The 12,991-nt window shown below is 51.7% G+C and carries 9 protein-coding genes and 1 tRNA gene; 5 read left to right on the top strand and 5 right to left on the bottom strand.

Going from position 1 to position 12,991, the window contains the following annotated elements; genetic code table 11:
- Position 1: 1 nt before the first annotated feature.
- Entirely contained in the window at positions 2-2,029 is a 2,028-nt protein-coding gene (locus K1X45_RS11835; protein WP_220158924.1) for a sensor histidine kinase, read from the top strand.
- 28 nt (positions 2,030-2,057) lie between these two features.
- Here the strand turns inward: K1X45_RS11835 and cueR are convergent, their stop codons facing one another.
- Positions 2,058-2,513, bottom strand: a complete 456-nt coding sequence (gene cueR, locus K1X45_RS11840) for a Cu(I)-responsive transcriptional regulator (protein WP_220158925.1) — start codon at positions 2,511-2,513, stop codon at positions 2,058-2,060.
- A 271-nt stretch (positions 2,514-2,784) separates the two neighbouring features.
- On the opposite strand from cueR, the gene K1X45_RS11845 reads away from it, so the two are divergent.
- Entirely contained in the window at positions 2,785-4,221 is a 1,437-nt protein-coding gene (locus K1X45_RS11845) for an aldehyde dehydrogenase family protein (protein WP_022710756.1), read from the top strand.
- 52 nt (positions 4,222-4,273) lie between these two features.
- Here the strand turns inward: K1X45_RS11845 and K1X45_RS11850 are convergent, their stop codons facing one another.
- A complete protein-coding gene (locus K1X45_RS11850) occupies positions 4,274-5,227 on the bottom strand; it encodes a VOC family protein (protein ID WP_220160484.1) in 954 nt (317 codons plus the stop codon).
- Between the two features lie 218 nt (positions 5,228-5,445).
- Between K1X45_RS11850 and K1X45_RS11855 the strand changes: the two genes are divergently transcribed.
- A complete protein-coding gene (locus tag K1X45_RS11855; RefSeq protein ID WP_220158926.1) occupies positions 5,446-6,165 on the top strand; it encodes an MgtC/SapB family protein in 720 nt (239 codons plus the stop codon).
- A 24-nt stretch (positions 6,166-6,189) separates the two neighbouring features.
- On the opposite strand, the gene K1X45_RS11860 is transcribed toward K1X45_RS11855, so the two are convergent.
- From K1X45_RS11860 to K1X45_RS11870, 3 genes are all read right to left on the bottom strand, one after another.
- Positions 6,190-8,052 carry a DUF1565 domain-containing protein gene (locus tag K1X45_RS11860; protein WP_220158927.1) on the bottom strand — a complete coding sequence of 621 codons (1,863 nt, stop codon included), beginning with the start codon at positions 8,050-8,052 and terminating at the stop codon, positions 6,190-6,192.
- A gap of 249 nt (positions 8,053-8,301) precedes the next feature.
- Positions 8,302-8,378 (bottom strand) — tRNA-Arg (locus K1X45_RS11865).
- Between the two features lie 188 nt (positions 8,379-8,566).
- The gene (locus K1X45_RS11870; protein ID WP_220158928.1) at positions 8,567-10,264 is read right to left on the bottom strand and encodes a HAMP domain-containing sensor histidine kinase; all 1,698 of its coding nucleotides are present in this window, start codon (positions 10,262-10,264) and stop codon (positions 8,567-8,569) included.
- A 333-nt stretch (positions 10,265-10,597) separates the two neighbouring features.
- On the opposite strand from K1X45_RS11870, the gene K1X45_RS11875 reads away from it, so the two are divergent.
- Both K1X45_RS11875 and K1X45_RS11880 read left to right on the top strand, forming a co-directional pair.
- Entirely contained in the window at positions 10,598-11,761 is a 1,164-nt protein-coding gene (locus K1X45_RS11875) for a PfkB family carbohydrate kinase (RefSeq protein WP_255560403.1), read from the top strand.
- Between the two features lie 40 nt (positions 11,762-11,801).
- Positions 11,802-12,719: a pseudouridine-5'-phosphate glycosidase gene (locus tag K1X45_RS11880; RefSeq protein WP_121991920.1), complete on the top strand. Its 918-nt coding sequence runs from the start codon at positions 11,802-11,804 to the stop codon at positions 12,717-12,719.
- Positions 12,720-12,991: the final 272 nt, after the last annotated feature.

The following is a 12,991-nucleotide window of genomic DNA, read 5'->3' on the forward strand; positions in this document are numbered from 1 at the left end:
TTTGAAGCGACATCTTACGCTATTTGCGCTCGCTCTGTTGCTTCCTCTGATTATATTGGTCGGTTTTTTCCTATGGCTTCTGGTTTTGCAGGAAAGAAGCCATATTGAAAATCAGGCTTTTGATGTTACCCAATCCCTCGCCGTTACAATCGACCGTGAGGTCTACGGCCTTCAGCGCGCCGCTGAAATTATCAGCTATTCCAATATTCTGAAGAATGGCCGTTTTGATATTCTTCAAACGACCTTGCATGATATGGCGCAGGAATTAAACATCAATATTACGGTCTATGATCCTGAGGCGAAACTGCTGGTTGCCTCGGATCCTGCACGGGTCGGTGATCTGCCGCTGCTGACAAAAACAGATCTTGCGGCTGCCAAAGCGGCAGGCAAACCCTATGTTACCGGAGTACGGCGTGCTCATGAAAATACACCTTTTTGTTTTACGGTGGTTCGTCCGGTTTTTGTTGACGGGAAAATCAATTATTTTCTGGCGCTGAGCATGGAAGCACAGCGCATTACCGATCTTTTGAATTTGAGCGGTATATCCAAAAACTGGATTGCGGTTGTGGTGGATCAGAATGATCAGGTTCTGGCGCGCAATAATAACAGCAATGATTATACGGGACAGCTGATACCGGATAAATTGCGTGCGGAAGCCACAGATAAGCAGGGGCGCTGGCGCGGACAGATTCTCGATGGCAATCAGGTGGCCGGTTATTATATCCGTTCGCCGCTGAGCGACTGGCGCATTGCGATCGGTGTTAACCGCTCGGAACTGAACTGGCCGGTTTGGGTGGCTTTTGCCTATTTTATCATTCTGTTGCTGGGTACATTATTGCTGAGCGCCTTGCTGGCGGGCTTCTTTGGACGCCGGATTTCGAAGCCGGTCAGAAAACTTGCCGCACAGGCTATGGCTGTGGGAGATGTGCAGGCGATAAAGCCGTTGGGCTCGGGCATTCGAGAGCTGGATGTTGTCAGTGAGGCCCTGATACAGGCTGATAAGCGCAACCGTGCGAAAGAGCTGAAACTTCTGGAAGCGCAATTGCGCCTGCAAATGGCGCTGGATGCCGGTAATATCGGTGTCTGGGAGTATAACCCCGAAGATGCCGAGGTCAGTCTTGATGGCCGTGCCAGCCATATGCTGGCATTTAAGGACAGGCGTACAATCAATTTTGTTACGGATTTTATGCCTCTCGTCCATGAGGAAGACAAGCTGCGCGTCGAAACAGCTTTGAGCAACGCGCTGACATCAGGCGATATTGTCCGCGAGACTTTCCGTATCCGCGATACGGAACAGCCGCATCCGGTCTGGGTGACGGGTATCGGCAGGCGTATCTATACAGATATCGGCAAACCTTCAGTTCTCGGGCTGATTGTGAATGTGACCGCTGAACAGCTGGCGCTGGAGCAGCGGGAAGTGGTGGCGCAGGAGCTGAACCACCGGCTGAAAAATATGTTCGCGGTGATTATCAGCCTGATGAGCTTGTCCGCACGGGGCAAAACGGATGTACAGGATTATGTCGGTCAGATGCGGGAGCGCATGACGGCGCTGGCCGGTGCATTTGAGCTGACCTATCAGAAAACATCCGCGGCTACAGGACAGCACAGCACGATATCGCTGAATGAATTGCTGAGTCGTCTTACGCAGCCCTATGTCTTTTCCGATTTGGAGCGCATTTCCATAGAAGGCGATGCACTTTTATGCCCCGTTGCCCATGTCACGCCGATGAGTCTGGTGTTTCACGAACTGATGACGAATTCTGTCAAACACGGAGCGCTGTCAGTGCCGCAGGGACATGTTCGCATCGAACTATCCGCATATGAGGATTTTATGCGGATTGAGTGGCGGGAGACCGGCGGGCCGCAAATTATGCAGGAACCGTCACAGCGTGGTTTTGGCTCCCGTCTCAAACAGCTCAGTATTGATGTGCAGATGCGCGGCTCGTTTAAGGAAATATGGGATAAAAACGGCCTTGTTTTTGTTATTGAACTGCCATTGCCTGATATGCCTTCAGAAAAGAGCGCATAAAACAGAACGCAGCGTGGTCAGGAAAAGATCAATGCGGGTGTTGTTTCCTGGCGCCGCTTTTTGAACTGCCGGTTTTCTTATTGAGCGTCATTTGATTTTGCAGCGACAAAGCATTGATGATTGCGCAATCCGGATCATTATCGCCATGGCAGCGGTCTGCCAGTTTCTGCAATGTATCGGCCATAGAGCGCATATCAGCGATCTTGGTTTCCAGTTCAGCCACATGCGCCAGCGCAATCTGCTTCACTTCGGAAGATGCGCGCTGATCATTTCGCCAGAGATTGAGCAATAATTTAATCCGTTCCAGCGATAAGCCGAGATCACGGCACTGACGGATGAAGCGCAGATTTTGCACATCACGGTCGGAATAGACACGATAACCGGAGGCCGTGCGGTCAGCCGCATCAATCAGGCCGATGGATTCATAATAGCGGATCATCTTGGCTGAAATGCCGGATGCTTTTTCTGCTTCGCCGATAATCATGATTGCTCCGCTCCGTTTCTTGTCTCGTCATTTATATAGGGTGTGCAGGGCTTTATCAAAGATGCTGTGCGGAGATAAAAATATTAGGTGATGACAGCTGTCCATTTTTCCTGTAGATACTGATATATCAGGATCATTCCGAATGAGCATCGCTTTATGAGGCCTGAACCATAGTCACAATGCTTTAAATGATATTAGTTTGATGCATCATATATGACATGGTGCTGGCGGAACGAGTGACCGGCTATTCGCAAAGGGGAGTTTGCAGAATATGACATTGCATAAGAATTTGATTGACGGCGAATGGGTTGGCGGAGAGGCGATCCCGAATATCAGCCCGTCCGATACCAATGATGTGGTGGGTGAATATGCCCGCGCTTCTCAGGCCGATGCGCTGAATGCGATTGCCGCGGCCAAAGCTGCATTTCCAGCCTGGTCACGTTCCGGCATTATGGAACGCCATGCAATCCTGCGCAAAACCTCGGATGAAATTCTGGCGCGCAAAGAAGAGCTCGGCCGCTTGCTGGCACGCGAAGAAGGTAAAACCCTGCCGGAAGCCATTGGCGAAACCATGCGTGCCGCACAGATTTTCGACTTTTTTGCCAATGAAGCGCTGCGCCTTGCCGGTGAAGTTCTGCCATCCGTGCGCCCGAATATCGGTGTGGAAATCACCCGCGAACCAGTTGGTGTGGTCGGTATTATTACCCCGTGGAATTTCCCGATTGCTATTCCGGCATGGAAGATTGCACCAGCTCTTTGCTACGGGAACACCGTGGTGTTCAAACCGGCTGATCTGGTACCGGGCTGTGCCCATGCGATCGTTGATATTCTGCACCGTGCGGGCCTGCCAAAAGGCGTTCTCAATCTGGTGATGGGCAAGGGCTCGGTTGTTGGTCAGGCCATTCTCGACAGCGCGGATGTTCATGCACTGACATTCACCGGCTCCACAGGCACCGGTCAGCGTGTTGCTGCGGCTTCGATCGTCCATAACCGCAAATTCCAGCTGGAAATGGGTGGTAAAAATCCGTTTGTTATTCTGGATGATGCCGATCTTGATGTGGCCGTTGAAGCGGCGCTCAATTCGTCTTTCTTCTCGACCGGTCAGCGTTGCACCGCGTCTTCCCGCCTGATTGTGCAGGACGGTATTCATGACCGTTTTGTTGATGCACTGGTTGCCCGCATGAAGACGCTGGTGATTGATGATGCGCTGAAATCCGGCACGCATATTGGTCCTGTGGTAGACGACAGTCAGCTGAAGCAAGACTTGGATTATATTGCATTGGGTGCGCAGGAAGGTGCCAAGCTGGCCTTTGGCGGTGAGCAGCTGGAACGCAGCACACCGGGTTTCTATCTGCGTCCGGCCTTGTTCACAGAGGCGACAAACCAGATGCGTATTTCCCGCGAGGAAATCTTCGGCCCTGTGGCCAGCGTCATCCGCGTTAAGTCCTATGAAGAAGCGCTGGCAACAGCCAATGACACAGCTTTCGGCCTATCTTCCGGCATTGCAACAACCAGCCTGAAATATGCCACGCATTTCAAACGCAATTCCGATGCAGGCATGGTGATGGTCAATCTGCCAACTGCAGGCGTGGATTTCCACGTACCGTTCGGTGGTCGCAAAGGCTCCAGCTATGGTTCGCGTGAGCAGGGACGCTACGCGGCTGAATTCTACACCACCGTCAAAACCGCCTATACGCTGGCAGGCTGATATAACGGGCGAGAAATAAAAAGCGGAGAGGGAGACCTCTCCGCTTTTTTGTTTAGTCCAGCGCTTTAAGATTGCGTTCAATCGCAGCGCGGCGACCTTCAAGGAAGGGTGGCAGAGAGAGGCTCTCTCCCAGACTTTCCATTGGCTCATCGCTTGCAAAGCCCGGCCCGTCTGTCGCGATTTCAAACAGCACACCATTGCCTTCGCGGAAATAGAGCGAGCGGAAATAAAACCGGTCGATCTCGCCGGAAGAGCGGATCTTGTGGTCATTCAGCACGCGCAGCCACTCCTGCATGCCAGCCTCATCCGGTGTGCGGAACGCGACGTGATGGGCAGCACCTGCACCTTGTTGCGCGGCAGGCAGATCAGGCTGCACGGCTACATGCAGTTCAGCCGCTGGCCCGCCTTCACCCATTTCATAAACATGAACATGACCCTGACCATCCGGTGAGGCATAGTCACGGGTTTTGCGCATATTCATCAGCTTGATGAGAAAAGGCTCTGTATATTTCAGATCCGGCACACTGATCGTGATCGGGCCGAGGCCGCGGATCTGATGATCTGCGGCAACAGGGCTTTTCTCCCAAGGATGCGATTCACCGGTTTTACCGTCATCCAGCAAACGGAAACGCTGACCTTCGAAATCCTCAAAATCCAGAGAGGCGCGTCCGTCGATAAGCTGAATATCACCAGCCTGAACATGCGCATCGCTCAGTCGCTTACGCCAATATTCCAGCGAGTCCTGACCGGAGACACGCAGACCAGTGCGGCTGATGGAATGGGTGCCGCGTTTTTCCGGCGCAGTCGGCCAGTCGAAGAAAGTGAGATCAGAGCCGGGGGAGGCCTGACCGTCGGCGTAAAACAGGTGATAGGCACTGGTATCATCCTGATTGACGGTTTTCTTGACCAGTCGCATCCCGAGAAGATCAGTGTAGAATTTCTTGTTTTCTTTCGCCTGTGCGGTGATCGCAGTCAGGTGATGAATACCTGTCAGGTTGGGTGACATCATATCCTCCTATGCCGGTTTGCAGATTGGAATGATCCGGCTTGTTGATCTTCCATATAGGGCGCTGCCTTGCCGGAAACAGGGACAAAGTCAGGACACTGCGTCTTGCGGGCGGGGCGGGTTCTGCTGCCGATGCTGTTTACACGCAGCTATGCGGAATATTCCCTTCATATAGCTGAGATGCGCTACTGTTATCAGAAGGAAAAACGAGAGAGATTATGAGTTCTGTTGAAAGCCTTCTGCATACATTCGCCAGTCTCACGGCCGCGTTTATACTCGGCGGTATGATTGGTTTTGAGCGGCAATGGCGTCAGCGGCTTGCAGGGCTGCGCACCAATACGCTTGTGGCGCTTGGCGCCGCTACTTTCGTGCTTTTTGCCTCGCTGGTTGACGGTGATACCAGCCCGACGCGTGTGGCGGCACAGATCGTTTCCGGTATCGGCTTTCTGGGCGCAGGTATCATTTTCAAGGAAGGTTTTAATGTTCGCGGGCTGAATACCGCCGCGACTTTATGGTGCTCGGCGGCAGTCGGTGTTATGTGCGGCGCGGGTTTTTATCTCCATGCAGCGATTGCCGCCTTATTTATCATCAGCGTCAATTTATTTTTGCGGCCGCTGGTGCATCTGATTGACCGGCAACCCGCCAGCGGTGGTGAGTTCGGCACCCGCTATGCTGTCAGTATTGTCTGTATGGGCGATGCCGAAGCGCATGTGCGGGGGCTGTTGCTGCGTGATCTAGGTACTGTTTTACATATTCAGGATCTGGAAAGCACCAATATTGAAGACAGCAATCGCGTTGAGGTCAATGCGTTGTTTCGTGCCGATAATAATCAGGATCCGCTGCTGGAGCAGATTATCGGGCGGCTGAGTCTTGAGCCATTGGTGACATCGGTACGCTGGCGCTATGTTGCTGTCGATGACGGGGATAAGGACTATTAGCCGGACTATGTTTTTTGCGTTGTTTTATTCAACATGTTCATAGGCGCCTCTGTCGATCAATGTGCCGGTGATGCGCGGGTTCATCGCAAAATCCTTGATGCCTGTGGCAGGAAATCCTGTTGTCGCAGTAAATCGGCCATTGTTTCTGCCCGGAGAGCCCGCAGCGAGGCGGAAATCTGAAGCACTGGCATTGATGAAGGCAGGATTACATATGATGCTGCCTGTATCACCGCTGACAGCTGTGAATGTATTGAAATTATTGGGAGATGTGCTGTCATTGTAGTAATTTGTATTGTTCCAGAACCAGCGTGTATAGCTGCTGCCGGATGTTGTGTAATACAAATTACTGGCAAGCTTCACGGTGTCCGGCACTGAAGGAATAAAGCTGGTGATCGCATAACCCTTTGCTCCGGCAAAGAGAATATTATTGCTGAAACTTATATTGCTGACATTGTGACCGAGCTGAAACTCACCGGAATTGATGCCTGAAATGTCACGGTTATTATTCTGATACAGAGTATTGTTCGTGATCAAGATGTGAGCGGCACCGCCCGATTGGGTTGCATCATAGCCGCCAGCAAGAATTCCGGCATTCCGGTTAAAGCGGATAAGATTATTGCGTACCGTCACATAGTCAGTCAGTTTGCCCGGATTTTCGCTGAGCAACCATATTCCGCCGTCATTCGCATCGGTGACATTGCGTTCAACGGTAATATTCTGCCCGCCATCAACATAGATACCAATCGCAGAAGCCACAAAGGTCAAAGCCTGATTGTCTTCTATCGACAGATTGGTAACTTTGTTCTGTGCAATCCAGCCGTTTCTGGCACGGTTATAGTCCGCACGGTTGTTGCCGTAATAGCCGGTCGCATCAATGCCTATAAAATTATTGTCGTGTACCAGATTATTGGTGACCTGCCAGCCGTCAACATTGCCGCCGATGGTCAGGGATTCACTGGTTCCGGTTTTCAGATTATACAGCTCATTCCCGTCCACGATGACATTCTGTATCGGTACTGGCTGTTGTCCGTAAACAGCTATGCCCAAAGCATTTGCATTGCCGTTTGCAGGCAGATTATTCGCTTCAATGCCGTGAATAATATTGTCTCTGATCTCAATATATTTTCCGGTGCCCTGAGCAAGAACGCCAATGGCAATGAATTCCGTATCGGATTTGTAGTTGCGGATTTCAAACCCTTTGATGCGTATATAGCTTGCACTGTTGAGGCTGATGAGGCCGCGCATGCCATAGGGCTCTGTGATCAATCCGCTGCCGTCGATAATTGGCTTCTCACCGGCATATCGGGTGAGGGTGATAAAACCACTCTCCGCAGAGCCTGATTTGTTGAATGTCACTGTCTCATTATAGATACCGCCGCGGACCGTGATTGTATCACCGGCCTGTGCCTGATCGACAGCATGCTGAATGCTGCGCCATGGGGCAGAATAGCTGCCTGAATTGCTGTCAGCGCCTGTGGTCGCGACATAATAAATTGTTCCGGAACGGCTATAGGCAGCATTACAAATCTGGAAATTAGCAATTTCCGTTTCGTCTGCCACGGAGACGGCGGAAATGGTGACATTGACAGATTCGCCCATATTGGCGGGAGCGGCATACAGGCCGGAATTTGTTATGGTTCCGATTGCGGGTGCGCCGCCTTTTACTCCGTCGACCATCCAGATGGTGGCATTAGCAGATGCCGGCGCGTCTGCTGCCTGAAACTGCTGTTTTTGCAGTGCTTGCATCGGCCTGCAGTCCGGTGAAGTGCCGGCAGTGGCTGCCGATGCATTTTGCAGGATGATTGTCGCTGAAAAAGCGAAGAACAGACCTGCAGCCACATATTTATGATTTGAGATCGCTGATTTCGTATTTTTCAAAATAAACAAAAACGCATCTCCTGAGAATCACATTGTAACGAATATTTATTGTTGCGAATGCGAGCAGGGCGGAGAAATATTTTTGATATTCAACAGAGGAAACAACACGCGTCAAGGTGATTCGAGTGAGTTGTCCGGAGATGCGTATCTGAACTCTATGTGCTTGTAATAAGCACAGTATATAACCCATGAAATTATCAAATGTGCCAGGAATTTTTCTGATCTTCAGAAAGTCAACTTCTCAATTTTGAGAAGGAGTGGCGCACCCGAAAGGATTCGAACCTCTGACCCCCAGATTCGTAGTCTGGTGCTCTATCCAGCTGAGCTACGGGTGCTTGCCCTAGAACCGCTCCGTTTCGGTGCGGTAAGCGCTCTCTAAAGGGTTCTGTTTGGCATTGCAAGGGCTTATGATGAAAAACTTTCAGAAATTTGTATTTTTTTTGAAGGCTGGGGATAAATATAAGAAAACCACGTGATTGCGTGGCTTTCCTGAAGGCGCTTTTCGCGCAGAGCGTTGAAATAATTACACCATATTGCGTTGTGAGCGCTGAAACGGTGGCGGATAGACAGGCATATCAGGGATACGAATCTCAAATAATGCACCGTCTTTGTAATCGTCGCGTAATTCTATGGTGCCGCCATGGGCACGAACCAGTTCCTGAGCAATAACCAGCCCCAATCCGGTGCCGTCACTGCGTGTTGACCCGCGAAAAGCGGTGAACAGATTGTCCCGCGCTTTCTTGGGCAGGCCGGGGCCGGTATCCGCCACGGCAATATAACAAGTATTGCCTATGCGCCATGCGCTGATGGTCAGGCATTTTTCAGTTTCCGGCTGCCGGTGATAGGTGCCCATTGCCTGTACCGCATTGCGGCAGAGATTATTCAGCACCCGCAGCATTTGTTCTTTATCGATATAGGCTTCAAAATCGACCGGAACCATATTGCGAAAGGCAATCTGCACATCGGATGGAAGCACCAGCATGTCTTCCACTTCATGGATCAGCGGACGCAACAGGCGTTGCTGGCGAACCGGCACAGCTTCCTGTGTGCGGCCGTAAGCGATCACAGTCTCGGAATAGGTGATGGCGCGGTTCAGCGTGCGGATGAGCTTCGGTGAGAAGCGTTGCACAACCGGATCATTGGTATCGGCAAGACTGTCCGACATCAGCTGTGCTGAGGCCAGAATATTGCGCATGTCGTGATTGATCTTGGAGACGGCCAGACCGAGATCGGCCAGATGTTTACGCTCCTGAAACAAATGCTGCAGATGTGTCTGCATCTGCGCCAGCCTGTTCTGGGCATAACCAAGTTCATCTTTGCGGCAGGAGCCGTCAATAATCAGCGTCGGATCATCCGGTTTCTGGCCGAAAGCAAACATATTCTCATACATATGGCCGACAGGGCGCAGCAGCAGACGGTGAATGATGAAATAAATCAGCGCGGCCGCGATCAGCGAAATCAGCAGCGATATGGCAGCAATAATACGGGAGTTTTTGATCAGCCTGTTATGCAGGGCATTATCGCTCATCACAAATTCAACTGTGGTGCCGCTGTAATCGGGCGGGCCTGATACCTGCATTGTCTTATTGCCGCCGCTGGTCAGGGTGAGCAGAGCACCCCAGAAATCACTCAGCGGTGTTGCTGTTGTCAGATCAATATATTCATCGACTTGCACGGCTTCCGGTGAGGCGGCCAGAACACGGCTGCTGCCGTTACGGGTAACTGTAATGGATTGTGCGCCGGTGGAGCGCAACAACTGATCCTGAATCTGCAGTTCCAGTGTCGTGTCCGGATTCGCATCGAGCAATAACAGGCTGGAAGTGGCAATCATGGTATGTTTGGCATTCAGCCATTGATTGCGCATATTCGCCAGTGACGGCGCGAGAATGATAACTTCGGCAATCAGTACGGCTAGAATTGTCATCAAAAGCAATTTACTGGAAAGGCGGTGACGCAGCGGAATATGCAGGTCATCGGGATCATTCGCAGTAAAATCCGATCCGGTATTGGTGAAGACCGGCGGGATACTTGTGCTTAAGGGTGCATTGGCGGCAATCGCAGAGAGGGATGTTTGTGAACTAGGCGTCGCGCTACTGCCTTCCGCAGTCAGATCAGCTTGCTCACGGCTGCGCGCCTGTAATTCCTCAGCGCGCTTCTTTTCTGATTCTGCAGAGGCTTTGTCAGCAGGCCTTTGAAAATCCTTGCTTTTCATAAAGGTCATTTCACCCATCCGTCAGGCTGACAGGTTGTTCCTGTCCCCCGTCTCCACCCACGGACCAAAACAGGCGATCGCCCGGGTCACGGATTGTACAGTTGCATAAATATGCCTGACCGCAAGCCTGTCCCCACAAAGGCTAAAATCCTGCAAGTTTGTAATATAGGCGCTTTAAGCCAAAATTTCAAATTTTCGTGTGCTGTTTATTTATCGTGAGTTGATGAGGACTTTCGCTTTGGAAAAAACCAAAACAAAAGTTTTTATTTTAACATTTGTTTGATTATCTGAAATTGCTCTGCTATATGGCTCCCATCAGGACGATTGAAACGGAGAATGGCAATGGTGCAGGGCGATCAGGATGTGAACCAGTCAGCAAAAGCCGGTGCGCAAAATCTGCAGGATCTCTCCGCGCAGGAACGTGCTGTTCTGGAGATGATTGTCACTAATCCGTTTGTCGGTCAGCAGCAGATTGCCGATGCGCTGAAACTGGCGCGTTCTACTGTTGCTGCTCATATTGTGCAGCTGACCCAGAAGGGTTTTGTTCTCGGGCGTGGCTATTATCTGCCGGAGAACAAGCGCATTGTCTGTATTGGCGGCGCGGTGTTTGATCGTAAATATCATGCCCATGCTCCTCTCATCAGCGAGACCTCCAATCCGGTCAGCGGTTATCGCAGCCATGGCGGTGTTGCCCGCAATGTCACGGAAAATCTGGCGCGGCTCGGCGTGAATATTGGCTTCGTCTCTATTCTTGGCGATGATGAAACCGGGCGCGCTATTCTTGATCATCTGCGCCTGCTTGGTGTTGATGTCAGTCGTGCGATTGTGACCAATGAAGCGCCGACTGCTGAATACGCTGCCATTCTTGGGCCGGATAATGAGCTGGCACTCGGCATTGCCGATATGGGCATTTTCGACCTGTTCAAGCCTGAAACACTGGAAACTGTCTGGCCGCATCTGGCGTCAGCTGACTGGGTTTTTGCCGATTGCAATCTGCCGCAGGCAACATTGGAAACCTTGCTGGCGAAGAAAACCGGTAGCCGTTTCCGTTTGGCTGTTGATACGGTTTCCGCGCCGAAAGCACTGCGCCTGCCACAGGATCTCAGTGGTGTTGATCTGCTGTTCCTCAATCTGGATGAGGCGCATAGCCTGTTGCGTCACCCTGCGGGCACACCGCGCCTGACAGCAGAGCAGGCCATCAATGCCTTACATGCGCGCGGCGTTGCCAAAATCGTCATGACCATGGGTGCTGGCGGTGTTCATATTGGCGATGAAAGCGGTATCCGGCATATTGCCAGTGTGCCTGCGCAGCCGGTGGATATTACCGGCGCGGGCGATGCGCTGATTTCCGGCACGCTTTATTGTCTGCTTGACCGGAAGGAACTGCCCGATGCAGTGCGCACCGGTACGTTGCTGGCCACGCTGACAACCGAAAGCGACGCCAGCGTCCATCCGGACTTGTCTGCACATTTTCTCGAAGCGAACCTTCATCGTATTCGCGACTGATTACTCTCCATTAAACTCCCTCAGAAAGGCTGCTCCAGCTATGACCCGTTTGACTATGCATTTTAGCGATGAAGTCCGCGCCGCACTCGATAAAGGCGCACCTGTTGTTGCTCTTGAATCCACGATCATCACCCATGGCATGCCTTTTCCGCAGAATCTGGAAATGGCACGCAAGGTTGAAGCTGTTATCCGCGAAAACGGTGCAACACCGGCAACCATCGCCGTGCTCAAAGGTGAAATCCATGTCGGCCTCGGCGATACTCAGCTGGAACAGCTTGCACAGACCACCGATGCGGTGAAAACATCGAGCCGTGATCTGGCGGCAGATATGGTGCAGGGACTGACTGCCGGTACCACTGTTTCCGCAACCATGCGTATTGCTGCGCTGGCCGGTATTGAAATTTTCGCCACCGGCGGCGTTGGCGGTGTGCATCGCGGTGCGGAAGACAGCTTTGATATTTCCGCCGACCTGAACGAACTGGGAATGACCAACACCACTGTAGTTTGCGCCGGTGTGAAATCCATTCTCGATATTCCGAAAACCCTTGAATATCTTGAAACCCAGCGCGTGCCTATTATTGCGCATGGCAGCGATGATTTTCCGGCATTCTTTACCCGTTCGAGCGGTTGTAAAGCCGATCATCGTCTGAACAGTGCAGAAGAAATCGCGAAAGCGATGGCGCTGCATCATGCGCTTGGTTCCGGCACCGGCATTCTGATTGCCAATCCGATCCCTGAAGAAGATGCACTGACACCGGAATTCATTAACGGCACGATTGAAGCCGCTGTTAAGGAAGCTGCCGATCAGGGCGTTGGCGGTAAAGATGTGACACCGTTCCTGCTGGCGCGCATCAATGAATTGTCGGAAGGCCGCAGCCTGAAAGCCAATATTGCGCTGGTGCTGAACAATGCCAAACTGGCAGCCCGTATGGCCGTTGCCTATAAAGCTATCGTATAAAAGACAGTATCCCATTGAGTTCAGCGGGCGGAAACATCGTGTTTCCGCCCGTTTTGTTTTGTCAGACCTATGTCATGGTAAGGTCTTATTAACCATATCGGCTCATCTCAGAGCATGAGATGTGGTTTAAACAGGGCCGGATACCGGCTTTACGGGCTTTCCGGCACTTTGCCGCAACAGGATTACAGAAATTTAATTAGACCTGAGACCGCAGATTACGCATTTTAAGGACAGAATGCAGCGAGCCTGTCTGTGCAGGCAATTAACTCAGG

The sequence above is a fragment of the Pseudochrobactrum sp. Wa41.01b-1 genome (assembly GCF_019464455.1).
GTDB classification, from domain to species: domain Bacteria; phylum Pseudomonadota; class Alphaproteobacteria; order Rhizobiales; family Rhizobiaceae; genus Pseudochrobactrum; species Pseudochrobactrum saccharolyticum.

Excerpts from the sequence above, each read along its gene's own strand:
- cueR (WP_220158925.1), bottom strand. The coding sequence starts at position 2,513 with ATGATTATCGGCGAAGCAGAAAAAGCATCCGGCATTTCAGCCAAGATG.
- K1X45_RS11845 (WP_022710756.1), top strand. The coding sequence starts at position 2,785 with ATGACATTGCATAAGAATTTGATTGACGGCGAATGGGTTGGCGGAGAG.
- K1X45_RS11850 (WP_220160484.1), bottom strand. The coding sequence starts at position 5,227 with ATGTCACCCAACCTGACAGGTATTCATCACCTGACTGCGATCACCGCA.
- K1X45_RS11855 (WP_220158926.1), top strand. The coding sequence starts at position 5,446 with ATGAGTTCTGTTGAAAGCCTTCTGCATACATTCGCCAGTCTCACGGCC.
- K1X45_RS11870 (WP_220158928.1), bottom strand. The coding sequence starts at position 10,264 with ATGACCTTTATGAAAAGCAAGGATTTTCAAAGGCCTGCTGACAAAGCC.
- K1X45_RS11875 (WP_255560403.1), top strand. The coding sequence starts at position 10,598 with ATGGTGCAGGGCGATCAGGATGTGAACCAGTCAGCAAAAGCCGGTGCG.
- K1X45_RS11880 (WP_121991920.1), top strand. The coding sequence starts at position 11,802 with ATGACCCGTTTGACTATGCATTTTAGCGATGAAGTCCGCGCCGCACTC.